Source organism: Aeromonas sp. S16(2024), assembly GCF_041403065.1.
Lineage (GTDB): Bacteria > Pseudomonadota > Gammaproteobacteria > Enterobacterales > Aeromonadaceae > Aeromonas.
The window spans coordinates 80,970-107,517 of the sequence record NZ_JBGLQX010000006.1 but is presented as its reverse complement, the minus strand read 5'-3'; the positions used below and the strand labels follow the sequence as shown (position 1 = coordinate 107,517).

Below are 26,548 nucleotides of genomic sequence, written 5' to 3'. Positions count from 1 at the left end.
GGTTTTGTTTTCTCTGGGGCGCACCAATAAAAACCCCGGTCAGTGGACCGGGGCGGGTGAAGGGAGTTGATGGAGCTCAGTTGGCCGATATGGCACGGGCGTCGATATAGAATCGCGCGTGACCTTGCGGATCTATCCTGATCTGGGCGACCAGCCGATCGCTTCGCTTGTATTCCCACCTGCTCTTGATCCGGGTCAGGGCGGGGCTGACGGCCCCGACCACGTTCAGATATTCGTGGAACAGGCTGTAGCTTCCAATCTCGGTCAGCATCTTTTCCATTTGCATGTCTCCTCAAGTGATTGGGTCTGCGCGGGTCACGTTAGCAGCGACCCTATGAACCTTGCCTGTACAAAAAACACACTACCCCATCCGTGGGCAGACAACATGATCAGGCGCATGTTAGGCGACGATTCCCGAGGCGAGATGAAAGCGTTTTCGGTCAGGGCTGGCGGGCATCTTCCAATTGTTCGAGGGTGGCGTGGGGCAGCGCAGGGGCCGTCTGCACCGCGGGCGCGCCGTGGAACACGGGATCCTGCGCCACCTCCTTGATGCCGTTGATGCAGAACTGCATGCCCATGCACACCAGCAGGAAGCCCATGATCCGGGTCATGGCGTCTATGCCGGTGGCACCGAGGATCTTGCAGACCGGATCCGCCAGCTTGAGCACCCCCCAGCTAAGCAGGCTCATCAGGGCGAAGGCGGTCACCATGGCCGCATAGATGACGAAACGGTTGTACTCGTCGGGCAGCTCGGCAATCTGGGCGGCGCCGCTGATCACCAGGGCCATGGTGCCCGGCCCGCACATGCTGGGCATGGTGAGCGGCACGAAGGCGATGCTCTGGTTGATGTCGACCCCGGCGGCCTGGCTGGGGGCCGGGAACAGCATGCGAAAACCGATGAAGGCGATGATGAGGCCACCGGCCAGCCGCAGGCCGGGAATGGAGATCCCGAACAGATCCAGGATGGAGGAGCCGATGAAGAAGCTGACGCAGAGGGTGGCGAACAGATAGATGGCGGCCAGGTTGATCTGGCGGCGTACGTGCTCACGGGACATGCCCTTGCTCAATCCCAGCAGCAGGGTCGCCGTGGTGGGGGGATTGACCATGGGCAGCAGCGCGAGCAAGGCGATGAATACGACCTGGAAAAACATCTTGCACCTCGGGGTGGTTGGAAAACAACAGGGCCAGACGGGGGTCTGGCCTTAAGGGGGGGCTACTCTACGGCAGCCAGGCTGAATATAGCCGGAACGAAGGGGCCCCGACAGTCCGGGGCCCGCCGCTGTCAGGCGGTTTGTGGCGTGACCTGACGCCGAGTGCGCTGTTGCAGCCAGAGCCAGAGGCCCAGCACAAGGCCGAGACCGGCCAGGCTGACCACATAGTGGGATGGGGCCAGCACGTCGTTCTTCATCCAGAGGGTGACCAGCATGGGGGTGAGTCCGCCGAAGATGGCGTAGGCCACGTTGTAGGAGAACGACAGCCCGGAGAAGCGCACCACGGGCGGGAAGGCGTTGACCATGACATAGGGCACGGCGCCGACTATCCCCACCGCAAAGCCCGCCAGCATGTAGAGCGGCACCAGCTGCTCCATGCCCGCCGCCAGGCCGTGATAGAAGGCATAGGTGGCACCGGCCAGCAGCAATGAGCCCAGGACGAAGGTGGGGCCGCTGCCGAGGCTGTCTATCAGGCGGCCGTAGAAGATGCAGCCCAGGGTGAGGGCCACTATGGCCAGGGAGTTGGCGGTCAGGGCATCGGCGGGGCTGATGCCATGGACCTTCTGCAGATAGGTCGGGGTCATCAGGATCACCACCACTATGCCGGCGGAGAGCAGCCAGGTCAGCAGCATGGAGACGATGACGCTGCCCTTGTGTTCACGGAGCACCGTCTTGAGGGGCAGCTCCTCGGCCAGGGCCTTGTTGGCCTGCATCTCGGCGAAGACCGGGGTCTCGTGCAGCCAGCGGCGCAGGTACATGGCGACGATGCCGAACACACCGCCGAGCACGAAGGCCAGACGCCAGCCCCACTCGCTCACCTCCACCGGGCTCATGCCGCGGTTGATGGCGGTGGCCACCAGGGAGCCGAGCAGTATGCCGGCGGTCAGCCCGGCCGTGAGGGTGCCGCAGGCGACACCGACCCGGCGGGCGGGCACGTGTTCGGCCACGAAGACCCAGGCCCCGGGGACCTCGCCCCCGATGGCGGCCCCTTGCAGGATCCGCAGCAGCAGCAACAGCAGCGGGGCGGCGATGCCGAGGGCGGCATAGGTGGGCAGCAGGCCGATCAGCAGGGTCGGCAGCGCCATCAGGATGATGCTGAGGGTGAACATCCGCTTGCGGCCGATGAGATCGCCGAAGTGGGCCATGATGATGCCCCCCAGCGGGCGGGCCAGGTAACCGGCGGCGAAGATGCCGAAGGTCTGGAACTGGCGCAGCCACTCGGGAATATCGGCCGGGAAGAAGAGCTCGCCTATCACCACGGCGAAGAAGACGAAGATGATGAAGTCGTAGAATTCGAGGGCGCCGCCCAGCGCCGCCAGGCTTAAGGTCTTGTAATCCTGTCGGTTGAGGGGGCGATTGTGATCGTGTGTGCCGGTAACCTTGGTCATATCCTTATGTTTCCCATCGTTTTTTTAGTTATTCTCCCCCATGCTCTGCGGGGATACGCTCACCCACGAGGGTATGCTTTTGTATCCCAGGAAGTAAATCGCACAATTCGCAACACTGTCTTGCAGCACCTTGCGGCAAGGGATTGGAGAGGTCATGACGAAGAAAAAGGTACTGCTCTCCTGGAGCAGCGGAAAGGACAGCGCCTGGGCCTTGCATCGCTTGCGCCAGGATCCGGCGATCGAGGTGGTGGGGCTCTTCACCACCCTGAATCAGGCGTTCGAGCGGGTGGCCATGCACGGGGTGCGCAAGCAGTTGCTGAGGGAGCAGGCCGCGTGCGTGGGGCTGCCACTGTACTGCATCGATCTGCCCTGGCCCTGCAGCAACGAGGACTATGGCCGGATCATGACCGGCTTCATCGAGGATGTGCTGGCCATGGGGATCCGCCACATGGCATTCGGGGATCTCTTCCTCGAGGATGTGCGCGCCTATAGGGAGAAACAGCTGGCGGGCACGGGCATAGCGCCGCTGTTCCCGCTCTGGGGCAGCGACACGAGGGAACTGGCGCAGCAGATGATGGCCGCCGGCCTCAAGGCCAGGATCTGCACGCTCGATCCTAAAAAACTGGATATGAGCCTGGGGGGGCACGAGTTCGACGAGGCGCTGCTGGTGGCGCTGCCGGACGGGGTGGATCCGTGCGGCGAGAACGGCGAGTTTCACACCCTGGCCTTTGATGGCCCCATGTTCCTGCGGCCCCTGGCGATCCAGGTGGGGGAGACAGTGGTGCGGGACGGCTTCGTCTTTACCGATCTGCTGCCGGATGAGGCCCCCTGAGGGCGGCTGGTCCATCTCCCGTCTGCCGGATGCGACAAGGCCGGATCCCTGGGGATCCGGCCTTGTAGTCTGGCCCGGCTCAGCGGGCGGCGAAGGTGTCGCAGCTGGCGGGCTTGCCGCTGTCAAAGCCCCGCTTGAACCAGGCTAGGCGCTGGGCCGAGCTGCCGTGGGTAAAGCTGTCCGGCACCACCCGGCCCTGACCCCGCTGCTGCAGGCGGTCGTCACCTATGGCCTGGGCGGCGTTGAGCGCCTCCTCCAGATCGCCGTGCTCCAGCACCTGCTCCCGCTCCATATGGTGGCCCCAGACGCCGGCGAAGCAGTCGGCCTGCAGCTCGAGTTTGACCGACAGCCTGTTCTGCGCGGCCTGGCTCAACCCCTGCTGTTGCTGGCGCACCCTGGTCGAGATGCCGAGCAGGTACTGCACGTGGTGGCCCACCTCGTGGGCGACCACATAGCCCTGGGCGAAGTCGCCATCGGCCCCCAGCTTGTCGCGCATGTCCTGATAGAAGGAGAGATCTATGTAAACTGTGCTGTCCGCCGGGCAGTAGAAGGGGCCCATGACAGACTGGCCCTGGCCGCAGCCGGTCTGAGTGGCGCCGCGATAGAGCACCAGCCTGGGGGGCTGATACTGGCTGCCGCTTTGGGAGAAGATCTCGCCCCAGGTGTCTTCGGTGGAGGCGAGCATCACAGAGGTGAATCTGGCCAGGGGATCGCTGGCCTGCTCTGACACATGCTGGCGCGGCGCCTGGTTCTGCTGGGACGGCTCGTCGAGCAGGGGACTGAGATCCACGCCGTAGTAACCCGCCACCATCACCACCACGATCAGGATGAGGCGCCCCTTGCCACCTATGGGCAGGCCGCCACCCCCGCTGCCACCGCCTTCCTGGCGCCTGTCTTCCACATTGCTGCTCTCACGGCGATCTTGCCAGCGCATCTCTGCCTACTCCCGTCATTGGTGGTGGCAGTAATGATAATGGCTGGTCGTCCGCCTTGCCTGATTGAGGGGACGTTATTCGGCCCAGGGCATCTCGGGGAGGCTGTCGAGAAACTCGGCGTAGCGGGTCAGGTTGAAGGGGCCCTGATCCGCCTCCATGGCCATCAGCTCGGCACCCAGGGCGCAGGCGATGTATTGCAGCGCCTCGTCCCGCGGGGTGCCCTTCATCACCAGCCGCATCAGGGTGGCTTTCACCTGCAGGGGGTGGCCGTCGGCGAGCTGGTTTTCAACCATTTCCAGCAGCGTCTGTTCGTCAAAGAATTCGGTGGTGTCCGTCATGGGGAATGTCCTGCTTGTTGTTCTGTGGGATAGGGCGGGCAGTATAGCCGGAACCGCCGCGCGACTCATGTGGCAGGGGCTAAATGTCGGCTGTGGTCGGTCGGTTTGCTGTCGATGACGGCCTCCTTTTGGCCGGGGATCTTGCCAAGCGCCGGCTGTGGGGGCAGTCTTGAGGGCTGTTGTTCCCATCACACGAGCCTTTGCCATGATCCTCTCCGAGCGCCTCGCCCTGCGCGAATTAACCAAGGTTGACGCCCCCTTTATTCTCGAACTGCTCAACGACGGCGACTTCCACCGCTATATCGGCGATCGCGGGGTGCGCACCCTGGCGGATGCCGAAAACTACATCCAGCAGGGGCCGGCGGTCAGCTATGCCCGCCACGGTCACGGTCTCTATCTGGTGATGCGACGGGAAGACGAGGCCAGGATCGGCATCTGCGGGCTCATCAAGCGCGACACCCTGCCGTGCGAAGACATAGGCTACGCCTTCCTGCCCGCCTGGCGTGGTCAGGGTTACGGCATAGAGGCGGCGCGGGCGGCGCTCAAGGATGGACGGGAGCGGCTTGGCATCGAGCGGGTCATCGCCATCGTCACCCCGGGCAACGAGCGATCGGTGGCGCTGCTGGGCAAGCTGGGTCTGGTGCGCAGCCGTCTGGTCAGGCTGAGCGAGGATGCCGACGAGTGTCTGTTGCTGGAAGCGGCCGATGCCTGCACTGTTTGAGGGATGGCGGGGTCGTCAATCAGAAGAGGGGATGACAAGGCTGGCGGCGAGGGAGACAAGGGGGCCGCCGTGAGTTGCGGCCTGTCTGCATCTGTTGCTGCCGGTGGGCAGGATCAGTTGAGCTCTTCGATGGAGAACTCGCCAGGGATGCCATCACAGGAGATGGCGAAGCCACCGCTGGAGCGGGTGCTGAACTGGATCAGAAACGCATCATAGTCATGCTCTTGCACGGGCAGGTTGATGGGTTTGCTGCGACGCAGGGGTTTGTGTGTTTGTACGGCTTTCATCATGGTATTTCTCTATATAAATTAAATAATTGCTCCTTGTATTTGCAAATGTAGGTCAATGGGCGCGGTCAGATCCGCGCAGGAATACCCAGCCCCATAAGGGCGTCTGCACTATCAAGGAATATGCGGATGCATAGTTCAAATTGGGTGGGCAGATCGGGTCTGCACCGTGAGAGCCGGGCAACGCAGGCAGACAGCCTGACGGTTCTCAAGGCGAGTAAATCAGAGGAAGGTTATGTGGGTACTGGCAGGATTCATCTAACGTTGAAGCATTGCGAACATAAACTGGGCTGATTAACTAGCCGGCGCGCATTCTCTCCTCGAAATGAATAAAAAGCAAACACTAATTGTGCGATGTCGCGACGGTGCCGCATCTTCCATTGCCAGACCGCCAACGAGAAGGGCTCCCGAGGGAGCCCTTCTGCCTTTGCCAGTCACGGCCTGCGGTTGACTCAGTAGTCGCCGCTGGCTTTCTTGGCGGCGGTGATCATGGGCGTGATGGTCATGCCCTGTACCACGATGGAGAACATCACCACCGAGTAGGTCATCACCAGGATCACCTCCCGCAGATCGACGCCCTGCTCTGGCAGCACCATGACCCCGGAGGGCAGTGCCAGCGCCATGGCCATGGCCAGACCGCCGCGCAGGCCGCCCCAGGTGAGAATGCGCACCGAGAAGCGGTTGTAGCTACGGAACTTGCGGAAGGCCACATAGGGCAGGGAGACGCTGATGAAGCGGGCGGCGAGGCAGAGCGGCACCGCGATGACCAGCAGGATCCAGTCTTGCCAGGCCAGATCCAGCAGCACCAGGGCCAGGCCGATCAGCAGGAACAGCAGGGCGTTGAGGAACTGGTCCATCAACTCCCAGAAGTGATCCAGGTGATGGCGGCTCTGCTCGGAGAAGCCGGAGTGGCGGGTCCAGTTGCCTATCATGATGCCGGTGACCACCATGGCCAGGGCGCCGGAGACGCCTATCATGTTGGCAAAGGCGAAGCCGGCGGTCGGGATGCACAGCGTCAGCAGCAGCTCCAGGGAGCCGTCGTCGGTGGCGCTGATCATCACGTGGGCAATGAGGCCCAGCACGGCGCCGAACAGTATGCCGCCCAGGGCCTCATGCAGGAACAGACCGGCCACGCTGCCGAAGGTGGGCTCGACGCCGCCAAAGGCCACGGCGAAGACGGTGGCGAAGATCACCAGGCCGACCCCGTCGTTGAACAGGGACTCCCCTTCGATCTGGATAGCGATCTGGGGAGGCGCCTTCATCTTCTTGACGATGGCGAGCACGGCAATGGGGTCGGTGGGGGAGATCAGGGCACCGAACAGCATGCAATAGACCAGCGGCAGTTCCCAGCCCAGCAGCTTGGCGATGAACCAGAAGCCGTAGCCGATGATGAAGGTGGAGAGCAGGGTCGCCGCGATGGAGAGAATGGTGATCTCCCACTTCTGGCTGCGCAATGCCTTCAGATTGATGCCGAGACCGCCGGCAAACAGCAGGAAGCCCAGGATCCCCTTCAGCAGGAAGTTCTGGAAGTCGATGCTTTCCATGGTCTCGACGGCCAGAGGTTCCAGATTGAACCAACCCAACTTACCAAACAGCACCATCAGGGCGGAGATCAGCATGGATCCTGCGGTGATGGCGATGGTGGTCTGGATCTTCACGACATACTGGTTGGCAAAGGCGATGAAGATCGCCAACGCTGCCAAGAAACAGAGTGTGTAGTAGACGCTCATAGTTATTTTTCTCTTTAGTAAACAGCAAGCACGTATCCCCGTTGAGGACGGGCATAGGGTACTCTCGGGCCACATCTTACTCATTACCCATTTGTGAGTATATGCTCGAGATTTCGGACAGATAGACGGCTAGATTTCCATTTGATTTTTTTGCTGCTAGGATGGAGCTCACGCAGTTGCATGGATGTAAGGGGTAGAAGCGGTGTCGAGCATAGAGTCGAGCAAGAAGTCGGACATAACACAGAAACTGGAAGCCTGTCTCAAGGAGCGGATCCTGATCATCGACGGTGCCATGGGCACCATGATCCAGGGGTACCGGCTCGGTGAAGCGGATTATCGTGGCGAGCGCTTCGCCGACTGGCATACCGACATCAAGGGCAACAACGATCTGCTGGTGCTGACCCGGCCGGCGGTGATCCGCGAGATCCACGATCAATACTGTGCCGCCGGGGCCGACATCCTCGAGACCAACACCTTCAACGCCACTCGCATCGCCATGGCCGATTACGAGATGGAAGATTTTTCGGCCGAGATCAACCGGGAGGCGGCCCGTCTGGCCCGCGCCGTGGCGGACGAGTGGACGGCCAAGGATCCGGCCAGGCCGCGCTTCGTGGCAGGCGTGCTGGGCCCCACCAACCGCACCTGCTCCATCTCGCCTGACGTCAACGATCCCGGTAAGCGCAACGTCACCTATGACCAGCTGGTGGCCGCCTACACAGAATCGACCCACGCCCTCATCGAGGGGGGCGCCGACCTCATCCTGATTGAGACCATCTTCGACACCCTGAACGCCAAGGCGGCTGCCTTCGCGGTGGATCTGGTGTTCGATGAGCTGGGCTACAGCCTGCCGGTGATGATCTCCGGCACCATCACGGATGCCTCAGGCCGCACCCTCTCGGGCCAGACCACGGAAGCCTTCTACCATTCGCTTCGCCACGTCAAACCCGTCTCCTTCGGCCTCAACTGTGCGCTGGGACCGGACGAGCTGCGCCAGTACGTGGAGGAGCTGTCCCGCATCAGCGAGACCTTTGTGAGCGCCCACCCCAACGCCGGTCTGCCCAATGCGTTCGGCGAGTACGATCTCGACGCGGGCGAGATGGCGGAGCATATCCGCGAGTGGGCCCAAAGCGGCTTCCTCAACCTGGTGGGGGGCTGCTGCGGCACCACCCCGACCCATATTCGCGCCATGGCGGACGCCGTGGCAGGCATCAAGCCCCGCGCCCTGCCCGAGCTGCCGGTGGCCTGCCGGTTGTCCGGCCTCGAGCCCCTCATCATCACCCCCGAGTCCATGTTCGTGAACGTGGGGGAGCGCACCAACGTCACCGGCTCGGCCAAGTTCAAGCGGCTGATCAAGGAGGGGCTCTACGACGAGGCCCTGGACGTGGCCAAGCAGCAGGTGGAGAGCGGCGCCCAGATCATCGACATCAACATGGACGAGGGGATGCTGGACGCCGAGGCGGCCATGGTGCGCTTCCTCAACCTCATCGCCGGCGAGCCGGACATCGCCCGGGTGCCGGTGATGATCGACTCCTCCAAGTGGGAGGTGCTGGAGGCGGGCCTCAAGTGCGTGCAGGGCAAGCCTGTGGTCAACTCCATCTCCATGAAGGAGGGGGAGGCCAAGTTCATCGAGCAGGCCAAGTTGCTGCGTCGCTACGGCGCCGCCGTCATAGTGATGGCGTTCGACGAGGTGGGCCAGGCCGATACCCGTGCCCGCAAGTTCGAGATCTGCCAGCGGGCCTACCGGATCCTGGTGGATCGGGTCGGCTTCCCGCCGGAAGACATCATCTTCGACCCCAACATCTTCGCGGTGGCGACCGGCATCGACGAGCACAACAACTACGCGGTGGACTTCATCGAGGCGGTGAAGGACATCAAGACCCATCTGCCCCACGCCATGATCTCCGGCGGCGTCTCCAACGTCTCCTTCTCCTTCCGTGGCAACGAGCCGGTGCGGGAAGCCATTCACGCCGTCTTCCTCTACCACGCCATCCGCAGCGGCATGGACATGGGGATAGTCAACGCCGGTCAGCTCGCCATCTACGAAGACATTCCGGCGGAGCTGAAGGCGAAGGTCGAAGCCGTGGTGTTGAACCTCAATGACAGCGCCACCGAGGATCTGCTCGCCATCGCCGAGAAGTATCGCGGCGCCGGCGCCCAGGCGGAGGATCCGCGGGATCAGGAGTGGCGCAGCTGGCCGGTGGGCAAGCGGCTGGAGCATGCCCTGGTCAAGGGCATCACCGACTTCATCGAGGAGGATACCGAGGAGGCGCGGGCCGGGGCCGAGAAGCCGCTGCACGTGATCGAGGGGCCGCTGATGGACGGCATGAACGTGGTGGGTGACCTGTTCGGCGCCGGCAAGATGTTCCTGCCCCAGGTGGTGAAGTCGGCGCGAGTGATGAAGCGGGCGGTCGCCTACCTGCAGCCCTACATAGAGGCGGAGAAGTCCGGCGGCTCCAGCAACGGCAAAATCGTGATGGCCACCGTCAAGGGGGACGTGCACGACATCGGCAAGAACATCGTCGGGGTGGTGCTGCAGTGCAACAACTACGAGATCGTCGATCTCGGGGTCATGGTCTCCTGCGAGACCATTCTCAAGACGGCGCGGGAAGTGGGGGCGGACATCATAGGCCTGTCCGGCCTCATCACCCCCTCCCTGGACGAGATGGTGCACGTGGCGAAAGAGATGGAGCGCCAGGGCTTCAAGCTGCCGCTCTTGATCGGCGGTGCCACCACCTCCAAGGCCCACACCGCGGTGAAGATAGAGCAGAACTATTCCGAACCCGTGGTCTATGTGTCGAACGCCTCCCGCGCTGTCGGGGTGGCCCAGAGCCTGCTGAACCCTGAGCTCAAGCCCGCCTTCGTCGCCCGCATCGACAAGGAGTACGAGATAGCGCGGGATCAGCATGCCCGCAAGCAGCCTCGCTCCAAGCCGGTCTCCCTGGCCCATGCCCGCGCCAACCGCCATCAGCTGGACTGGGTCGGCTATGAGCCCCCAGCCCCCCGGGAGCCGGGCGTGCAGACCTTCGAGAACGTGCCCGTCTCGGTGCTGCGCCCCTACATCGACTGGACGCCCTTCTTCCTGAGCTGGGAGCTGGCGGGCAAGTATCCGCGCATCCTGGAAGACGAGATCATCGGCGAAGAGGCGACCAAGCTGTTTGCCGATGCCAACGCCATGCTGGATCGGCTGGAAAAGGATCAGAGCGTGCGCTGCGCCGGTATCATAGGCCTGTTCCCCGCCAACGGGGTGGGGGACAGCATAGAGGTTTACAGGGACGAGTCCCGTACCGAGGTCATCAAGGTGCTGCACCACCTGCGCCAGCAGAGCGAGAAGCAGGGCTTCCCCAACTACTGTCTGGCGGACTATGTGGCCCCCAAGGAGAGCGGCAAGCCCGACTGGATCGGCGCCTTCGCGGTGACCGGCGGCATCGGCGAGGAGGCCATAGCGCAAGCCTACAAGGCAGATCACGACGACTACAACGCCATCCTGATCCAGGCAGTGTGCGACCGTCTCGCCGAAGCCTTCGCCGAATACCTGCACGAGCAGGTGCGAAAGCGGCACTGGGGCTATGCCCCCGACGAGGCCCTCAGCAACGAGGAGCTGATCCGCGAGAACTATCAGGGCATCCGCCCGGCACCAGGCTATCCGGCCTGCCCGGAGCACACCGAGAAGGGCAGCATCTGGGAGTTGCTGGAAGTGGAGCAGGCCATCGGCATGAAGCTCACCGAATCCTACGCCATGTGGCCGGGGGCGGCGGTGTCGGGCTGGTACTTCTCCCACCCCGAGAGCAAGTACTTCGCGGTGGCGCAGATCCAGCCCGATCAGGTGGAAGACTATGCCCAGCGCAAAGGGATGACGCTGGTGGAGGCCGAGCGCTGGCTGGGGCCGAACCTGCACTGATCGGGCAGGCCGCCCTTGACATCACCTGGAGGGACAATGGACAAAACAAAGGATAAGCAGGCATGGCCCGATGAGGCCTTGCTGGCCCGCTGCCTGGCTGAGGCGGATGACGAGGGGTTTATTGACTTCAAGGTCTTCTGCCGGGCTCTGGACGTGTCGGCCTCTGCGCTGGCCGGTTTCTTCCATGAGCGCGATCGTTTCTATGATTCAGCGGAAATGGTGGCCCTGCGTGACGGGTTGAACTACAGGGTGGAGTGGCGTGAACGCAAGCGGCGGGACGGCACCTCCCACGAACCCGCCCGATTCGTGGTGAAGCGGGCGCAGATCCACCGGGATCATCTCGCGTGCTTTCTGCAACGGTCGGAGCAATACATCACCCGGGCCAGGGCGGACTTTGATCGGGCTGTGCTGCGCTGGCGCATGGAGCAGAGCGGGGTCGGCCCCCTCCATTGAACCGGCCTCCTCTTGATTGAGTGGAAGGGGGTCTCCTCTGGCCGCGTCGCCCAGCCTGCGCCAACCCGGTGTGGCCTTGACACCCGTTTGACCCACACTCGGGTCGAGCCCCAGTGAGGATGAAGTTGCCATGAAGATTGGATTTGTCGGCCTGGGGGCCGTGGTGGAGACCGCCTATCTGCCGGCATTGCGGGCCCTGGCGCCAGAGATGGCGATCTGGGGATTCGACCCCGCCCGCAGCCTGCCGAGAGTAAGCTGTCTGCCGAGTCTGGACGCCTTGCTGGCCTTGCCGCTGGACAGGCTGGTCATCGCCACCCCCTCATTGCTGCATCTGCCGGTGCTGGAGCAGGCGCTGGCAAGCCCCATCCCCTTGATCCTGGTGGAAAAGCCCGTGGTGGCGACCCTGGTCCAGCAGGCCCGACTGCAGGCCCTGCTGGCGGATCCCGAGGTTGCCGCCCGGGTGCTGGCGCTGGATCACTGGATGGCCCGCAACGCCGTCCAGCGGTTGCTCGGCGGCGGGCTGGGGGATGAGTGGCGACCGCAAGCCGGGCAGACCGGCCCCATTTCGCCGATCACCCTGGCCGATGTGGCCTCCGTGGAGGGCTTCCTGCTGGAGCCCTGCGGCCTTGACGAGCAGGGGCACCCCTTTGCCCTCAACTTCGCCACCGGCGAGCCGGACAGGCGCCTATTGCGCCACCCGGACGGGGTGATTCTCGACATCGGCACCCATCTGCTGGCGATGATCCGCGAGCTGCTGGTGGCCCTCGGCGGGGATGACAGCTTGACGCTGGTGGCTGAAGGGGTAGCCGACAGGCTGGGCCAGCCCATCCCCAGTGGTGATCTCGAAGCCGCCGAGGGGCGCGCCTGCCTGCGCGGCGAGGCGGCCGGGGTGCCCCTGAGGCTCTGGCTCGACAAGTACGCAGGAGCCGGGGTCGAGAAGAAGGGGTTATGCCTGCATCTCAAGGATGGGCGGCGCATAGAGCTGCTTCGCAGCGGCAATCTGGAGTGGCTGCATTTTCACGGCGTCGATGGTATGCGGGGCTGGCAACATGAGGGGCCCCTCTATCGCGACTGCATAGCCCAAACCCTGCTGGCGCCCTTGCCTGTCGCGGGCTGGGCCGGAGTCACTGCGCGCCGGTTGCAGGAGGTGGCGCTGCTGCTGAGCCTGCAGCAGGAATTACGTGGTCCTCATTGAATCTGGTATTCAGCGGTTCTTGCAGAACGCCGAATGGTGAGGGGAAAGGATTGGCGTTGCCAGTCGTTCATGGCACCTTATACTCTCCAGTCCGATTATCAGGTCTGTCATTTCCATGAATATTGCCATTTTATCCCGCGAGCCCAACAACTACTCCACCCGCCGTCTGGTCGAGGTGGCGCAGGCGCGCGGGCATCAGGTCGAGGTGCTCGACACCCTGCGCTGCTACATGAACATCGCCTCCCACAGCCCCTCCATCCACTACGAAGGACGGGAACTGGAGAGCTATGACGCCGTGATCCCGCGCATCGGTGCCAGCATCACCTTCTATGGCACCGCCGTGCTGCGCCAGTTCGAGATGATGAATACCATGGCCCTCAACAGCTCGGTGGCCATCAGTCGCTCCCGGGACAAGCTGCGCGCCATGCAGCTGCTCTCCCGCCACGGCATTGGCCTGCCCATCACCGGCTATGCCCACAGCACCCACGACGTGCCCGACCTCATCACCATGGTCGGTGGGGCGCCGCTGGTGGTGAAACTGCTGGAGGGGACCCAGGGGATAGGCGTGGTGCTGTGCGAGACCCAGAAGGCGGCGGAGAGCGTGATCGAGGCCTTCATCCAGACCAACAACAACATCTTGGTGCAGGAGTACATCCGCGAGGCCAATGGTGCCGACATTCGCTGCGTGGTGGTGGGTGGCAAGGTGGTGGCGGCCATGCGTCGTCAGGCCCAGCCGGGGGAGTTTCGCTCCAACCTGCACCGTGGCGGCGAGGCGTCGGCCATCAAGATCACCCCGGAAGAGCGGGCGACCGCGGTGCAGGCCGCCAAGATCATGGGGCTGGACGTGGCCGGGGTGGATATCTTGCGCAGTGCCCGTGGCCCCCTGGTGTTGGAGGTGAACTCCTCCCCCGGCCTGCAAGGGGTCGAAGCCGCCTCCGGCAAGGATGTGGCGGGCAAGATCATCGACTTTCTGGAGCTCAAGGCGAGTCGCAAGCACAAGCCGGCGGAGTGAGTCTCGGGTTTGCACAGTCAGATAAAAATCAGGGCGCCCTCGGGCGCCTTGTTGTTTCTGGCCGTTTCGTTGAGAAGCTACCTCCTCCCAGAGGGAGAGGGGTCCGATCGAGTGTTGGCCAGATAGCTGGGTTGGGCGGTGACCAGGGGGCAAGAAATACTGATGAACCCCATTGTCTGGCTGATGGGGTTGTTTGCTCCCTTCTCCCCTTGCGGGAGAAGGGTTGGGGATGAGGGGGAAACTATGCCTTCGTGGGGTCGGCGGTGATCATCGCCAGCCTGGCGCTGAAAACCCCATCCTCCAGCCGGGTCTCTATCTGCCAGCCCAGCTTCTCGCAGATGCGCTGGATGATGGTGAGGCCGCAGCCGTAGCCCAGGATCTGATCCGGCGCCGCCGCCGTCGGGTTGCTGATGGTGAGTACCTGACCCTGAAGCGCGATCTCGATATGACCCTCGGCGTAGCTCAGGGCATTCTTCAGCAGGTTGCCGAGCGCGATGGCGAGCAGTGAGAGAGGGGCCTGCACCTCGCTCTGCTCGTCCAGATTGAGGCGGATATCCAGGCTCTCCCGCTGCAGCAGGGGGGCGAGGCGCGCCAGCTCTCGCTGGATCAGCGGTGCCACCCATTGCGGGGGGCGCTCGACCGCCTCCTTGCGCCCCAGCAGCAGGAAGGTCTCGGTGAGCAGGGCCATTTCGTCGCTGGCGGCGCGAATGCGGCTGGCGGCCCGGGCGGCGGGGGCGGGCAGGTCGCTCACCTTGCCGAGCAGGGCGGCGGAGCCCTGGATCACCATGTTGGGGGTGCGCAGCTCGTGGCTGGCGAAGCGGCTGAACTCCTGCTCCCGGGCGAACACGGCGGCCACCTCGTGCTTGCCTGCCAGCAGCGCCAGCTCGATCTCCCGCAGCTCCTGCCAGGGGGCGTCCGGCACGAAGTCGACCTGATCCGGGGTGAGGTGGGCGACGCGCTGGCGCAGCCTGTCCAGGGGGCGGGTGATGTGGCGCACCAGCCAGATGCCGAACGCTATGCAGCCGAGCAGCAGGGCCAGCCCGATCAGCCGGGTGACCAGGTGCAGCCTGTCTTCGTAAGGATCCAGGTAGTCATCGGCGTCGTCGTTGAACACCAGGTAGAGCAGGCCCTGGCCCGAGGGGTGGGCGTGCACCAGGAAGTGTTTGTCCTCCTCCCCCAGCTGGTGCTCGAAGAAGCCGGGAGTCTGGTAGGGTTTCAGCCAGGCCGGCAGGCGTCCCGCCTCCGTCCAGTAGCTGGAGAACTGGCGTGGACTGGGGGCGGGCGCCGCCGGGCCGAGCCGCAGCCAGTCATCGTTGTAGCGGGTGACCTCGGCCTCCAGCCAGTGGCGCAGGCTGAGCTCCTCCATCTTGTCTTCGGCTACCACCATCAGCAGACTCAGGATCAGCAGCAACAGCAAGCCGGCCCCGCCCAGCGCCAGGATCAGGCGCTTGCGCAGGCTCGGCAGGCTCAAGGCTTGCTGGCTCGGGGGGGGCGGGGGGCTCATGGTTTGACCAGCCGGTAGCCCTGGCCGTGCAGTGTCTCCAGCATGGGGCTGGGGAAGGGCTTGTCCAGAGCGTTGCGCAGGGCGTAGATGTGGCTGCGCAGGGCGTCGGAGTCGGGCTCCTCATCGCCCCAGACGGTGTCGAGCACCTCCTGGCGCGTCACCAGCTGGGGAGCCCGTTTCACCAGCAGGCTGAGGATCTGGAACGGGATCTTGCCGAGCTTGAGCTCCACCCCGGCGCGGGTGGCGCGGCCTGCGGCGGGATCCACCTCCAGCTCGCCGAACGCCAACGCCCCCATGTCGCTGCGGGGGCCGCGCAGGGCCAGGGCCTGCAACCGCACCTCAAGCTCCTCCATGGCGAATGGTTTGACCAGGTAGTCGTCGCCCCCCGCCTTGAAACCTGCCAGCTTGTCGTCCAGGCTGTCGCGGGCGGTGAGAAAGAGCACGGGGGTGGCGATGCCGTCCGAACGCAACCGCTCGACGGTGCGCAGGCCGTCCAGGCGCGGCATCATGACGTCCATGATGATGACGTCGAAACGCTGCTCGGCCAGCAGTTGCAGGGCGGCCTGGCCGTGATAGGCGCAGTCCACCCTGTGCCCGGCCAGCTCCAGATAATCCATGACGGTCTCAGCCACCTGGGGACTGTCTTCCACCACCAGTATTTTCATGCTCTGATCTCCTGGTTTGGGCCGACATTTCACGGCCATTTCACACCGGATGAGACATCCTGTGTGCCAGTGTAACCCCGAGGATCCCCGATGAAGAAGTCTCTCTGCGCCCTCTGGCTATTGATTTTATTGCCCTTTGGCCTGGTGCAGGCGGCCGAGTTCAAGCTGACCGGCCGCACCAGCTGGCAACTGGGCCAGTTGATGGTCAACGGCATTCCCTTCGTGATCGATGATCAAACCCGCTTCAAGGATGGGCTGGACGAAGACGATCTCGGCGGCACCTGGGTCGATCTGGAAGGGGTGATCGAGGGCGACAGGCGGCTGGTCCGCGAGGTGGAGCCGCTGGAGGAAAAGCACGAGATGGAGCTGGAAGGGCCTGTGACTCAGGGGCGGATCTGGGGTTATGTCACCTCGGACGACAGTCTGACCCCCTTCGAGGGGCGCTGGCTGGAGCTGGAGTGCCGCTTCGACGGCATGCGTCTGAGCCGCTGCCGGGAGGACGACTGAGCCGCAGCACCACCCGACCGGAAAAATTGCCCATCCAGGCCCATAGTTAAACCTCCTCGCCGGGTTGACCATGGGCCTGCTTGCTATGACCAGAACCGCCTTGTTCCTGCTGTTCTCCTTTCACGCCCTTGCCGGCGAGTCCGAACTCTGGCTGGTGGAGCTGGAGCACAACGACGGCATCCGCCTGCAGTTTCAGGGGGCCGAGCTCGAGCTCGGCAGCGCCGCGCTGCACGGCGTGGCGCAGTATGACGATCTCAGGCCCGGCATGCACCTCGCCATCCAGAGCCGCTACGGTGTGGCCGAACAGATCCGGGTGCTCGCCACGGCGCCGGATCCGGCCCAGAGCGACCAGTGGCTGCGGGCGGAGGACAGGCTGGTCGCCACCGCAGGAGAGAGCCTGCTGCTGCAGCAGCTGGGGGTGCTGGTGTTTGATGCCGGCACCCGCTGGGTGAACGGCAGCCCCGCCGATCTGCAACCGGGCCGCCGGCTGGTGCTGAGCCGGGATGATGAGGGCCGTCTGACCGAGATCCTGATCCCCAACCCGGAGGATGACTAAGGAGCTAGCGCCACGGGTGGCGCTAGCTTGTTGTTTATTGGAAGTGAATGTTCTCGAGAGGGATCTGGATGGCGTTCCAGGAGGTGGCGCAGGGGGTCGGGCTTGGGTAGGTAAACTCGAACAGTTTCTGTTTATCCTTGTTGATCCCCTGAATGATGGCACGGGTTCTATTGTCGGCTGCCGCATAGTTGATCAGAAAGTCCCCTTGGGCAGATAGCTGGTCCTGATAGATACTCGAACAGATATCCGAATAAATACCATCGTCAAAACTCCAAATCATCTGGCCAGTTTTGTTCTGACTATCAATATCAAAGATGGCTGTCTGGCTGGTTGCGAGGTCGATGCCAGCAGGGGTGCCAGAGGGATGATTGAAACTCTTCAGGCCGTTGTTGAACAGCATCAATTTCCCCTCTTTGGTAATAGATACTGCATGCTGCCCTATAGGCACTTGCCCTGAGGAGAGTGATAAGGCCAACTTTTGTAGAGAAGGATAGGAGTACCAGTGCTTGGTCTCGTCCCCCAGCAACCAGATGATCTTCCCTGTGTTGTAATCCAGTTTTACCACGAAGTTTTCACGGCTGGAGACCAGCAAGGTGTCATCGGCTGGATCATAGGTGGCTGCGTTCATGTGGAACCAGTCCACACCATTTCTGACAAAGTTGCTGGGGTCATCACCCTCCTGAACCATATATTCAGAAAATATTTCACCGAGATCCCACTCTTTAATCACATTGCCAGATTCGTCTATCTCACTTAAAAATGACTCTATTTTTAACGCACCATCAGTTGTGCCATCGAGTTCAATTAATATACCTTGTTTACCAAAGTCTATATTGTGATGAAAATAGGCATCGCTACCCATCGCTGTACCATTGATGCGTAAAACATCAGCCTTCCCATACAGGGACAACACATCAATGGCGGTGGCTGCACCTTTGATAGTTCCTGTCCAGAATGCATTGTTTATAAAAGCAGATGAGCTGGAGACTCTTTTAATGTCTGCATCCCAACGTACCTCGCCATCGACATCCATGATGATTGGAGATTTCAGTGCCCCTTTTAGATAAAAATAACTATAGCTTGGTGTGGCGGTGGGCTTGATGCTGATGCCAACGTTGTCATAAATACCTGCACTATCAACATAGGTGGCCGCGGGGACCATCTTCTGGAATGAGTAGATGCTGTCATCGATATACTGAATGTCTATCGTGAGTTCATTCAGATAGTCGCTGTAGAGGCCAAATATTGGAACTTGGACACTGTTATTTGCAGCGTTGAATAGTCCGCTGTTGGAAAGATAGCTCCAATCATATGTGGCAGAGACAGGCTTGGCAAAATTGCCATCTTTTGTCTTTATACGGAAGGAGATGTTTTTTATTTTGCCAGTATCCAGTCCATTCATATTTAATGCCGAAATAAACACTGACGTATGCTGATCATCTTCAATAACCTGTGTCGCAGGATCATAAATAAATTGTTCAGCCAGAGTCTTGCTGTCATTGCTACTGTCGCATCCATATAAGCCGAAGCAGCAAATGCCAAGAATAAGTGTCTTTTTGTGGTTCATCATAAACATCGTCCCTATGTTAATGAACAACATTCATTGTAGTGAAAAAATCATGGTTGAGTTAAAAGATAGGCCGTATATACTGGCGCCATCTTGTCGGAGTGCTGACCGTCGAACGACGCAAAGCTGAGACCGTTAATTCGGGATCCGTGGAACCTGATCAGGTTAAGACCTGCGAAGGGAAACAAGGGTAACTTGCGAGTTGCCGCGCCGGGGGAGTAGCCACTTCCCCCTTGCCTTGAGGGGAAGCCCAGGGCAAGAACAGGCGCACAGGAGGGATGTCGTCCCGCCGCTTGCCCGTCAGGGCGGCGAATGTACCCCGCAAGGGGGCGGGACGGCAGAGCAGGGATGATCCATCCCGCGCTCGCTCCCTCTCGAGAGCGCACCCAGATCGCAAGTTCATCACTTCTCCTCGAACTCCAGACAAGCAAACACCCATAACTTCAACCAGTTAATGTGAGTTTTGCTATGTCTACCTCTTCTGAAAACAGCAAGTCCGTGCCCGTCAGCCGCCGGGAGCAGCGCTCCAGTGCCCAGGCCTTTATCGACAACCTCAAGGGCATGGCCCATCCCAACTCCAGACGCATCTTTATCCAGGGTTCCCGTCCCGATATCCGGGTGGGGCTGCGGGAGATCGTCCTGGCTGACACCCTGGTGGGGGGCAGCAAGGATAACCCGCAGTTCGAAGCCAACGAGCCTGTCCCCGTCTACGACACCTCGGGGGCCTATGGGGACGAGAGCGCCGAGATAGACGTGCGCCGCGGTCTGCCGCGCCTGCGTGAAAACTGGGTGCTGGAGCGTGGCGACACCGAAGCCCTGGATGATCTTAGCTCCGCCTTCACCCAGGAGCGCCTCGCCGACGAGGGGCTGGATCACCTGCGTTTCGATAATTTGCCCAAGCCGCTGCGCGCCAAGCCGGGTCGCCGGGTGACCCAGTTGCACTATGCCCGTCAGGGGGTGGTCACTCCCGAGATGGAATTCATCGCCATTCGCGAGAACATGGGTCGCGAGCGGGTGCGCTCCGAGCTGCTGCTGCGCCAGCATCCGGGCCAGGGCTTCGGTGCCCGCCTGCCACAGAACATCACCCCCGAATTCGTGCGCGACGAGGTGGCCGCTGGCCGCGCCATCATCCCGAGCAACATCAACCACCCGGAAGCGGAGCCCATGATCATTGGCCGCAACTTCCTGGTGAAGATCAACGCCAACATAGGCAACTCGGCAGTCACTTCCAGCATCGAGGAGGAAGTGGAGAAGCTGGTCTGGTCCACCCGCTGGGGCGCCGACACCGTCATGGATCTCTCCACCGGCCGCTACATCCACGAGACCCGGGAGTGGATCCTGCGCAACAGCCCTGTGCCCATCGGCACAGTGCCTATCTATCAGGCGCTGGAGAAGACCAACGGCATCGCCGAGGATCTCACCTGGGAGCTGTTCCGCGACACCTTGCTGGAACAGGCCGAGCAGGGGGTGGATTACTTCACCATCCACGCCGGCGTGCTGCTGCGCTACGTGCCCATGACCGCCAAGCGCCTCACCGGCATCGTCTCCCGTGGCGGCAGCATCATGGCCAAGTGGTGCCTCTCCCACCACAAGGAGAACTTCCTCTATCAGCATTTCCGCGAAATCTGCGAGATCTGCGCCGCCTATGACGTGGCGCTTTCCCTGGGTGACGGCCTGCGTCCCGGCTCCGTCTATGACGCCAACGACGAGGCCCAGTTCGCCGAGCTGCACACCCTGGGGGAGCTCACCAAAATCGCCTGGGAGTACGACGTCCAGGTGATGATCGAGGGGCCGGGTCACGTGCCCATGCACATGATAGAGCGCAACATGACAGAGCAGCTGGAGCATTGTCACGAGGCGCCTTTCTATACCCTGGGCCCGCTCACCACCGACATAGCCCCGGGCTACGATCACTTCACCTCCGGCATAGGCGCCGCCATGATCGGCTGGTATGGCTGCGCCATGCTCTGCTACGTCACCCCCAAGGAGCACCTGGGGCTGCCGAACAAGGAGGACGTGAAGCAGGGGCTCATCACCTACAAGATCGCCGCCCACGCCGCCGATCTTGCCAAGGGTCACCCGGGCGCCCAGATCCGCGACAACGCCATGTCCAAGGCGCGCTTCGAGTTCCGCTGGGAGGATCAGTTCAATCTGGCGCTGGATCCCGAAACCGCCCGTGCCTATCACGATGAGACCCTGCCCCAGGAGTCCGGCAAGGTGGCCCACTTCTGCTCCATGTGCGGCCCCAAGTTCTGCTCAATGAAGATCACCCAGGATGTGCGCGACTACGCCGCCAAGCTCGAGGCGGTGGAGATCAAGCTGGTGGGCATGGATGGCCAGCAGGAGCGAGTGGTGGCCGAGGTGGAAAGCGGTATGAACCGTATGGCCGAGACCTTCAAGGAGAAGGGGGGCGAGCTCTACCATCAGGCGGCGGCCCTCAAAGAGGAGCGGGAAGAAGCATGAGCACCAAGCCCATCGTCTGGACCATAGCCGGTTCCGACTCGGGGGGCGGTGCCGGCATTCAGGCCGATCTGCACACCTTGCACGCCCTCGGCGTGCACGGCTGCTCCGTCATCTCCGCCATCACGGCCCAGAATTCGGTGGCGGTGAAGATGGTGGATCCCGTGCTGATGCAGACCTTCTGCGCCCAGATCGACGCCCTCGGCGTCGATCTGCCCCCGGCCGCCATCAAGATCGGTCTGCTGCCGACCCGGCTCCATGTGGAGGTGCTGGCCCGGCGGCTCGATACGTTAAGCGCCCCCTTCGTGGTCTATGACCCCGTGGCCATCGCCAGCACAGGCACCCCCATGGCGGAGCCCAACATGCTGGCGGCGGTGCGCGAGCATCTGCTGCCCCGTCTGTCGCTTATCACCCCCAACGGCCCCGAGCTGGAAGCATTGACCGGCATTCCGGCGACCAGCCCTGCGCTGGTGCGGGCGGGAGCGGTGCGACTGCGTGAACTCGGCGCCCGCGCCGTGCTGGTCAAGGGGGGGCACCTTGAGTGGAGCGGGGATCTCTGTCTCGATTACTACCAGGATGCAGAGCGGGAGTTCTGGCTCGCCGCGCCGCGGCTCGACACCCGCCACGGCCACGGCACCGGCTGCTGCTACGCCAGCGCCATCGCCGCGGTCCAGGCGTTGGATTACCCGGTGGAAGACGCTATCACCCTGGCGCGTGCCTATCTGCAGCAAGGGCTGGCAGAGGCGCAGGGGGTAGGGGCAGGCCCCGGCCCCATAGCCCACCTCGGCTGGCCAACCAGTCTCGCCCACTTCCCCCGGGCCGTGCTGGCGGGATCAAGCCTGGATCGTCGCTTCGGTCTTTATGAGGTGAGTACCACCCGTCTGCCCCAGGGGCCCTTTGCCCCGACCGAACAGAGTCTCGGCCTCTATCCGGTGGTGGATTCGGTGCAGTGGCTGGAGCGGCTGCTGGAAGCCGGGGTCAGGACACTGCAACTGCGCATCAAGGATCTGTCCGCCGAAGAGGTGATGCCCGCCATTGCGGCGGCGGTGGCCCTGGGTCGCCGCTTCGGGGCCCGGCTCTTTATCAACGATTACTGGCAACAGGCCATAGCGGCCGGTGCCTATGGGGTGCATCTGGGGCAGGAGGATATGGGATCAGCCGATCTCGCCGCCATTCAGGCTGCTGGTCTGCGTCTTGGCATCTCCACCCACGGCTACTTCGAGCTGATGCGGGCCCGGGAGCTGGCACCCTCCTATATAGCCCTGGGTCATATCTTCCCCACCAACACCAAGCAGATGCCCTCCCGCCCCCAGGGGCTGGTGCGGCTGCACCACTACCGCGCCCTTATGCGCGACTGGCCCACTGTCGCCATCGGCGGCATTAGCGAAGAACGCATAGCGGCGGTGAAGGAGAGCGGGGTAGGCAGTATCGCTCTGGTTTCCGCCATCACAGGGAGCGACGACTGGCAGGGGGCCACGGCCCGGCTGCTGGCGGCAGTGGGGGCCGGGGATCCGGCGCGCTCCGCCATAGCAGTGCAGGAGGTGGCACATGCGCTCTGACGAGGCATCTCTAAGTGACGAAGAGTATCTGCGCTATGGCCGCCAGCTGATGCTGGCCGAGATAGGGGAAGCCGGGCAGGCGAGACTCAAGGGCAAGTCGGTGCTGATCGTTGGTCTCGGCGGCCTCGGCTCGCCGCTCGCCCTCTATCTCGCCGGGGCCGGGGTCGGGACCCTGTGGCTCGCCGACGGCGACACGGTGGATTCCAGCAACCTGCCGCGCCAGATCCTGTTCGATGAGGAGGGGCTGCGCCGCTCCAAGGCCGAACTGGCCCGGGAGCGGTTGGCGGCCCACAACCCCCACGTCGAGCTGATCGCCATCAACCAGCGTCTCGACGCCCATAGCCTGCCAGCCTTCGTGGCCGAGGTGGATCTGGTTGTCGACTGCTGCGACAACCTGGCCAGCCGCCACGCCATCAACGCCGCCTGCGTGGCCCAGGGGAAATCCTGGATCTCCGCCGCCGCCGTCGGCTGGCAGGGTCAGCTGATGGTGCGAAGCGCGCCGGAACATGCCTGCTACGCCTGCCTCTACCCGGCGGATACCGAAGTAAGGGAGAGCTGCCAGAGCAGCGGCGTCACCGGCCCTCTGGTAGGGGTTATGGGTTCCCTGCAGGCGCTGGAGGCACTGAAACTGCTGCTCGGGCGCCCCAGCCAGGTGGCGGGCACCCTGCGCCGCTTCGATGCCCTGGCCCACGAGTGGCAGACGCTACGCCTGCCTGCCGACCCCGACTGCCCGGTGTGTGGCAGCCATAAGGATGACCAATGAATATTCGATTGAACGATATCGAACTGACGCTTCCCACCGGCCAGCGCCTGACCGAGCTGCTGGCGGTGCAGGAGATTGCCCCCCAGGGGGTGGCGGTGGCCCTCAATGGCGCCGTGCTGCCCCGCAGCCGCTGGCCAGAGACCCGCCTCAATGACGGGGACGAGATCCACCTTTTCACTGCCATCGCCGGAGGCTGAGATGCTGACCATTGCGAACCACACCTTCTCATCGCGCCTCTTCACCGGCACCGGCAAGTTTGCCCACCCCGAGCTGATGGCCGCCGCCATAGCGGCGAGCGGCTCCCAACTGGTGACCATGGCCATCAAGCGCCTCGAGCCCGGCAAGCGCCACGACGACATCCTGAGCCCCTTGCTGGCCCTCGGGGTCAAGCTGCTGCCCAACACCTCCGGTGCCAAGACAGCCGCCGAAGCTGTGTTTGCCGCCCACCTGGCCCGGGAGGCGCTCGGCACCAACTGGCTCAAGCTCGAGATCCACCCAGATCCCAAGTACCTGCTGCCGGATCCCATAGAAACGCTGAAAGCCGCCGAACAGCTGGTGAAGGAGGGCTTCGTGGTGCTGCCCTACTGCGGGGCCGATCCCGTGCTCTGCAAGCGGCTCGAAGAGGTGGGCTGCGCCGCCGTGATGCCGCTGGGCGCCCCCATCGGCTCCAATCAGGGGCTGGTGACCCGTGAGTTCCTCTCCATCATCATCGAACAGGCGCGGGTGCCCGTAGTGGTGGATGCGGGCATAGGTGCGCCGAGCCACGCCGCTGCCGCCTTTGAACTCGGCGCCGATGCCGTGCTGGTGAACACCGCCATTGCCGTGAGCGGGGATCCGGTGGCCATGGGCCGCGCCTTCGCGCTCGCCTGCGAGGCCGGTCGCAGCGCCTATGAGGCGGGCCTCGGGGTGCGCGGCAGCCAGGCGCAGGCCTCCAGCCCTCTGACCGATTTTCTGGGGGCGCTATGAGTAATGATGCTGGAGCGATGAGTGACTTCGAGCCTTTCGCACCACCCCAAGTGCGCCCGAGTGATAGCCCCCCTCTCCCTCTGGGAGAGGGGCTGGGGGTGAGGGCTGAGGAGCCTTCCTTTATCGACCGCTGGCAGGAGCTGGACTGGGACGACGTGGGCATGCAGATCCGAACCAAGACGGCCCTGGATGTGGAGCGTGCCCTGAGCGCACCACGCCGCACCCTGCAGGATTTTATGGCACTGATCTCCCCGGCCGCCGAGCCCTTCCTGCCCCGGATGGCGGAGCTGGCGGAGCGCCTCACCCGCCAGCGTTTCGGCAATACGGTGGGTTTCTACGTGCCCCTCTATCTGTCTAACCTGTGCGCCAACGATTGCAGCTATTGCGGTTTCTCCATGAGCAACCGCTTGAAGCGCAAGACCCTGAATGCCGAGGAGATTGAGCGCGAGTGTCTGGCCCTCAAGGCACGCGGCTTCGACAGCGTGCTGCTGGTTACCGGCGAGCACGAGACCAAGGTGGGCATGGACTACTTTCGTGAGCACCTGCCGCAGATCCGCCGCCACTTCAGCACCCTGGCGATGGAAGTGCAGCCTCTGTCGCAGGCCGAATACGCCGAGCTGAAACCCCTGGGCCTCGACGCCGTCATGGTCTACCAGGAGACCTACCACGCCCCCGCCTACGCTCGCCACCACCTGCGCGGCAACAAGCAGGATATTGCGTGGCGCCTCGCCACCCCGGATCGGCTGGGACGCGCCGGGGTTGACAAGATTGGTTTGGGGGCCCTGATCGGCCTGTCGCCTGACTGGCGCGCCGACAGCTATTTTGTCGCCGAGCACCTGAGCTGGCTGGAGCGCCACCACTGGCAGAGCCGCTATTCGCTCTCCTTCCCGCGGCTGCGCCCCTGCACCGGGGGGCTGGAGCCCGAGGTGACCATGTCGGACCGCCAGCTGGTGCAGCTGATCTGCGCCTGGCGCCTCTTCTCGCCAACCCTGGACTTGTCCCTCTCCACCCGGGAGTCCCCTGCGTTTCGCAACGGCGGCCTGCGCCTTGGCATCACCCAGATGTCGGCTGAATCCCGCACCCAGCCCGGCGGCTATGCGGAGGGAGACAAGGAGGAGCTGGAGCAGTTCGCCATCCATGACGATCGCTCTGTGGGCGAGGTGGCCGCCGCCGTGCGCCAGGCTGGGTTGCAGCCGGTGTTCAAGGATTGGGAGGCGTTCTTGGGCCGATAGGGGCGGCCAGGCCCCCCTTTGGACTGGTAGCCGCCCGTCATAACGGTTGGGCGGTGTTCGGCCGCGCTCCTTGCTGGTGCCGATGCTTTGGCTCCCTCCCCTGCGAAGGGGAGGGATGGGGAGGGGTCTTGATGCGGCGATGCAGTGCCGTCGTAGGGTCGATTAGCCGTCAGGCGTAATCGTCCGTTCCGCGTGATGGGGGGAATGGCACGGCCTTGCCGAGCAGGACGCGAGGCCGCTGGCCTCGAAGGGGTTTCGCCCGCCAATGCGGGGTATTCAGTTGCCCTCTGTCGTCTGCGGCGCGCATACAGCTCCCTCCCCTGCGAAGGGGAGGGCTGGGGAGGGGTCTTGATGTGGCCATGCCGCGCCGTCGTAGGGGCGCTTAGCCGTCAGGCGTAATCGTCCGTCCCGCGTGATGGGGGAATGGCACGGCGTCGCCATGCGGGATGCGAGGCCGCTGGCCTCGAAGGGGTTTCGCCCGCCCTTCGGGCTTGGGCGAGTGACTTTGGAAAGACCCAAAGTCACCAAAGGTCTTCTCCCCCGCTTATTCGCCCGACTTCGTCGGGTTCCTTCGGCTCACCCGCTTGTCCGACGGCACGCGCCGACGGGCCATCCATGGCCCGGCGCCGCTCGCTCGACATCCTGTCTCGCGGCCTGGACAAGCGGGCTCACCTCAGCGAATAAGAGGGGGAACCAAGACCGCGCCCGCCATAACCTCGGGAGAATCGTAGGGTGCAATAAGCGGAGCGCATTGCACCGCTAATGAATG

Annotated in this window: 24 protein-coding genes and 1 riboswitch; of the genes, 14 read left to right on the top strand and 10 right to left on the bottom strand. The window is 63.2% G+C overall.

Going from position 1 to position 26,548, the window contains the following annotated elements:
• Positions 1-76: 76 nt before the first annotated feature.
• The 3 genes from ACB030_RS06525 to ACB030_RS06515 all read right to left on the bottom strand — a co-directional run bounded on the left by ACB030_RS06525 (position 77) and on the right by ACB030_RS06515 (position 2,599).
• A complete protein-coding gene (locus ACB030_RS06525; protein ID WP_202047752.1) occupies positions 77-280 on the bottom strand; it encodes a hypothetical protein in 204 nt (67 codons plus the stop codon).
• 160 nt (positions 281-440) lie between these two features.
• Positions 441-1,151, bottom strand: a complete 711-nt coding sequence (locus ACB030_RS06520; RefSeq protein WP_371158687.1) for a MarC family NAAT transporter — start codon at positions 1,149-1,151, stop codon at positions 441-443.
• Positions 1,152-1,282: 131 nt separating this feature from the next.
• Positions 1,283-2,599, bottom strand: coding sequence for an MFS transporter (locus tag ACB030_RS06515; RefSeq protein WP_371158686.1), 1,317 nt, complete (start codon positions 2,597-2,599; stop codon positions 1,283-1,285).
• A gap of 154 nt (positions 2,600-2,753) precedes the next feature.
• On the opposite strand from ACB030_RS06515, the gene ACB030_RS06510 reads away from it, so the two are divergent.
• The gene (locus tag ACB030_RS06510; RefSeq protein ID WP_371158685.1) at positions 2,754-3,431 is read left to right on the top strand and encodes an ATP-binding protein; all 678 of its coding nucleotides are present in this window, start codon (positions 2,754-2,756) and stop codon (positions 3,429-3,431) included.
• 79 nt (positions 3,432-3,510) lie between these two features.
• Here ACB030_RS06510 and ACB030_RS06505 read toward each other — a convergent pair whose 3' ends face one another.
• Positions 3,511-4,365 (bottom strand): neutral zinc metallopeptidase, encoded by an 855-nt coding sequence (locus tag ACB030_RS06505; protein ID WP_371158684.1) that lies wholly within the window; start codon positions 4,363-4,365, stop codon positions 3,511-3,513.
• A 75-nt stretch (positions 4,366-4,440) separates the two neighbouring features.
• Positions 4,441-4,704, bottom strand: a complete 264-nt coding sequence (locus ACB030_RS06500) for a hypothetical protein (protein WP_111910749.1) — start codon at positions 4,702-4,704, stop codon at positions 4,441-4,443.
• 205 nt (positions 4,705-4,909) lie between these two features.
• Here ACB030_RS06500 and ACB030_RS06495 point away from each other — a divergent pair, with 205 nt between their 5' ends.
• The gene (locus ACB030_RS06495; protein ID WP_371158683.1) at positions 4,910-5,425 is read left to right on the top strand and encodes a GNAT family N-acetyltransferase; all 516 of its coding nucleotides are present in this window, start codon (positions 4,910-4,912) and stop codon (positions 5,423-5,425) included.
• A gap of 113 nt (positions 5,426-5,538) precedes the next feature.
• Here the strand turns inward: ACB030_RS06495 and ACB030_RS06490 are convergent, their stop codons facing one another.
• Positions 5,539-5,715 carry a hypothetical protein gene (locus tag ACB030_RS06490; RefSeq protein ID WP_005326732.1) on the bottom strand — a complete coding sequence of 59 codons (177 nt, stop codon included), beginning with the start codon at positions 5,713-5,715 and terminating at the stop codon, positions 5,539-5,541.
• 449 nt (positions 5,716-6,164) lie between these two features.
• Positions 6,165-7,442: a cation:proton antiporter gene (locus ACB030_RS06485; RefSeq protein WP_371158682.1), complete on the bottom strand. Its 1,278-nt coding sequence runs from the start codon at positions 7,440-7,442 to the stop codon at positions 6,165-6,167.
• A gap of 202 nt (positions 7,443-7,644) precedes the next feature.
• Here ACB030_RS06485 and metH point away from each other — a divergent pair, with 202 nt between their 5' ends.
• From metH to rimK, 4 genes are all read left to right on the top strand, one after another.
• Positions 7,645-11,340 (top strand): methionine synthase, encoded by a 3,696-nt coding sequence (gene metH, locus ACB030_RS06480; protein ID WP_371158681.1) that lies wholly within the window; start codon positions 7,645-7,647, stop codon positions 11,338-11,340.
• Positions 11,341-11,376: 36 nt separating this feature from the next.
• Positions 11,377-11,793 carry a hypothetical protein gene (locus tag ACB030_RS06475; protein ID WP_371158680.1) on the top strand — a complete coding sequence of 139 codons (417 nt, stop codon included), beginning with the start codon at positions 11,377-11,379 and terminating at the stop codon, positions 11,791-11,793.
• A gap of 130 nt (positions 11,794-11,923) precedes the next feature.
• Positions 11,924-12,988, top strand: a complete 1,065-nt coding sequence (locus ACB030_RS06470; protein WP_371158679.1) for a Gfo/Idh/MocA family oxidoreductase — start codon at positions 11,924-11,926, stop codon at positions 12,986-12,988.
• Positions 12,989-13,103: 115 nt separating this feature from the next.
• Positions 13,104-14,000 carry a 30S ribosomal protein S6--L-glutamate ligase gene (rimK, locus tag ACB030_RS06465; protein WP_025325466.1) on the top strand — a complete coding sequence of 299 codons (897 nt, stop codon included), beginning with the start codon at positions 13,104-13,106 and terminating at the stop codon, positions 13,998-14,000.
• A gap of 241 nt (positions 14,001-14,241) precedes the next feature.
• On the opposite strand, the gene ACB030_RS06460 is transcribed toward rimK, so the two are convergent.
• Complete coding sequence (locus tag ACB030_RS06460) at positions 14,242-15,471, bottom strand: sensor histidine kinase (RefSeq protein WP_371158738.1); 1,230 nt, start codon at positions 15,469-15,471, stop codon at positions 14,242-14,244.
• Between the two features lie 29 nt (positions 15,472-15,500).
• Entirely contained in the window at positions 15,501-16,169 is a 669-nt protein-coding gene (locus ACB030_RS06455) for a response regulator transcription factor (protein ID WP_371158678.1), read from the bottom strand.
• A 90-nt stretch (positions 16,170-16,259) separates the two neighbouring features.
• On the opposite strand from ACB030_RS06455, the gene ACB030_RS06450 reads away from it, so the two are divergent.
• Positions 16,260-16,676, top strand: a complete 417-nt coding sequence (locus ACB030_RS06450) for a hypothetical protein (RefSeq protein ID WP_319916772.1) — start codon at positions 16,260-16,262, stop codon at positions 16,674-16,676.
• A gap of 85 nt (positions 16,677-16,761) precedes the next feature.
• Positions 16,762-17,232: a hypothetical protein gene (locus ACB030_RS06445; RefSeq protein WP_371158677.1), complete on the top strand. Its 471-nt coding sequence runs from the start codon at positions 16,762-16,764 to the stop codon at positions 17,230-17,232.
• Between the two features lie 34 nt (positions 17,233-17,266).
• Here ACB030_RS06445 and ACB030_RS06440 read toward each other — a convergent pair whose 3' ends face one another.
• Positions 17,267-18,802: an aryl-sulfate sulfotransferase gene (locus tag ACB030_RS06440; RefSeq protein WP_371158676.1), complete on the bottom strand. Its 1,536-nt coding sequence runs from the start codon at positions 18,800-18,802 to the stop codon at positions 17,267-17,269.
• An 84-nt stretch (positions 18,803-18,886) separates the two neighbouring features.
• Positions 18,887-19,000, top strand: a riboswitch (TPP riboswitch).
• A gap of 267 nt (positions 19,001-19,267) precedes the next feature.
• Between ACB030_RS06440 and thiC the strand changes: the two genes are divergently transcribed.
• Genes thiC through thiH form a run of 6 tightly spaced genes read left to right on the top strand, consistent with a single transcriptional unit; the run spans position 19,268 to position 25,779 of the window.
• Complete coding sequence (gene thiC / locus ACB030_RS06435; protein ID WP_371158675.1) at positions 19,268-21,262, top strand: phosphomethylpyrimidine synthase ThiC; 1,995 nt, start codon at positions 19,268-19,270, stop codon at positions 21,260-21,262.
• Entirely contained in the window at positions 21,259-22,818 is a 1,560-nt protein-coding gene (gene thiE / locus ACB030_RS06430) for a thiamine phosphate synthase (RefSeq protein WP_371158674.1), read from the top strand. Before thiC ends, thiE begins: the two co-directional genes overlap by 4 nt.
• Complete coding sequence (locus ACB030_RS06425) at positions 22,808-23,581, top strand: ThiF family adenylyltransferase (RefSeq protein WP_371158673.1); 774 nt, start codon at positions 22,808-22,810, stop codon at positions 23,579-23,581. Before thiE ends, ACB030_RS06425 begins: the two co-directional genes overlap by 11 nt.
• Positions 23,578-23,778: a sulfur carrier protein ThiS gene (gene thiS, locus ACB030_RS06420; RefSeq protein ID WP_042042049.1), complete on the top strand. Its 201-nt coding sequence runs from the start codon at positions 23,578-23,580 to the stop codon at positions 23,776-23,778. Before ACB030_RS06425 ends, thiS begins: the two co-directional genes overlap by 4 nt.
• A 1-nt stretch (position 23,779) precedes the next feature.
• Positions 23,780-24,547, top strand: a complete 768-nt coding sequence (locus ACB030_RS06415) for a thiazole synthase (protein WP_371158672.1) — start codon at positions 23,780-23,782, stop codon at positions 24,545-24,547.
• Positions 24,548-24,564: 17 nt separating this feature from the next.
• Positions 24,565-25,779 (top strand): 2-iminoacetate synthase ThiH, encoded by a 1,215-nt coding sequence (gene thiH, locus ACB030_RS06410; RefSeq protein ID WP_371158671.1) that lies wholly within the window; start codon positions 24,565-24,567, stop codon positions 25,777-25,779.
• Positions 25,780-26,548 lie beyond the last annotated feature (769 nt).

Bases quoted from the DNA above. Each gene is read 5' to 3' on its own strand.
- ACB030_RS06525 (WP_202047752.1), bottom strand. From the start codon at position 280: ATGGAAAAGATGCTGACCGAGATTGGAAGCTACAGCCTGTTCCACGAA.
- ACB030_RS06520 (WP_371158687.1), bottom strand. From the start codon at position 1,151: ATGTTTTTCCAGGTCGTATTCATCGCCTTGCTCGCGCTGCTGCCCATG.
- ACB030_RS06515 (WP_371158686.1), bottom strand. From the start codon at position 2,599: ATGACCAAGGTTACCGGCACACACGATCACAATCGCCCCCTCAACCGA.
- ACB030_RS06510 (WP_371158685.1), top strand. From the start codon at position 2,754: ATGACGAAGAAAAAGGTACTGCTCTCCTGGAGCAGCGGAAAGGACAGC.
- ACB030_RS06505 (WP_371158684.1), bottom strand. From the start codon at position 4,365: ATGCGCTGGCAAGATCGCCGTGAGAGCAGCAATGTGGAAGACAGGCGC.
- ACB030_RS06500 (WP_111910749.1), bottom strand. From the start codon at position 4,704: ATGACGGACACCACCGAATTCTTTGACGAACAGACGCTGCTGGAAATG.
- ACB030_RS06495 (WP_371158683.1), top strand. From the start codon at position 4,910: ATGATCCTCTCCGAGCGCCTCGCCCTGCGCGAATTAACCAAGGTTGAC.
- ACB030_RS06490 (WP_005326732.1), bottom strand. From the start codon at position 5,715: ATGATGAAAGCCGTACAAACACACAAACCCCTGCGTCGCAGCAAACCC.
- ACB030_RS06485 (WP_371158682.1), bottom strand. From the start codon at position 7,442: ATGAGCGTCTACTACACACTCTGTTTCTTGGCAGCGTTGGCGATCTTC.
- ACB030_RS06475 (WP_371158680.1), top strand. From the start codon at position 11,377: ATGGACAAAACAAAGGATAAGCAGGCATGGCCCGATGAGGCCTTGCTG.
- ACB030_RS06470 (WP_371158679.1), top strand. From the start codon at position 11,924: ATGAAGATTGGATTTGTCGGCCTGGGGGCCGTGGTGGAGACCGCCTAT.
- rimK (WP_025325466.1), top strand. From the start codon at position 13,104: ATGAATATTGCCATTTTATCCCGCGAGCCCAACAACTACTCCACCCGC.
- ACB030_RS06455 (WP_371158678.1), bottom strand. From the start codon at position 16,169: ATGAAAATACTGGTGGTGGAAGACAGTCCCCAGGTGGCTGAGACCGTC.
- ACB030_RS06450 (WP_319916772.1), top strand. From the start codon at position 16,260: ATGAAGAAGTCTCTCTGCGCCCTCTGGCTATTGATTTTATTGCCCTTT.
- ACB030_RS06445 (WP_371158677.1), top strand. From the start codon at position 16,762: ATGACCAGAACCGCCTTGTTCCTGCTGTTCTCCTTTCACGCCCTTGCC.
- ACB030_RS06440 (WP_371158676.1), bottom strand. From the start codon at position 18,802: ATGATGAACCACAAAAAGACACTTATTCTTGGCATTTGCTGCTTCGGC.
- thiC (WP_371158675.1), top strand. From the start codon at position 19,268: ATGTCTACCTCTTCTGAAAACAGCAAGTCCGTGCCCGTCAGCCGCCGG.
- thiE (WP_371158674.1), top strand. From the start codon at position 21,259: ATGAGCACCAAGCCCATCGTCTGGACCATAGCCGGTTCCGACTCGGGG.
- ACB030_RS06425 (WP_371158673.1), top strand. From the start codon at position 22,808: ATGCGCTCTGACGAGGCATCTCTAAGTGACGAAGAGTATCTGCGCTAT.
- thiS (WP_042042049.1), top strand. From the start codon at position 23,578: ATGAATATTCGATTGAACGATATCGAACTGACGCTTCCCACCGGCCAG.
- ACB030_RS06415 (WP_371158672.1), top strand. From the start codon at position 23,780: ATGCTGACCATTGCGAACCACACCTTCTCATCGCGCCTCTTCACCGGC.
- thiH (WP_371158671.1), top strand. From the start codon at position 24,565: ATGAGTGACTTCGAGCCTTTCGCACCACCCCAAGTGCGCCCGAGTGAT.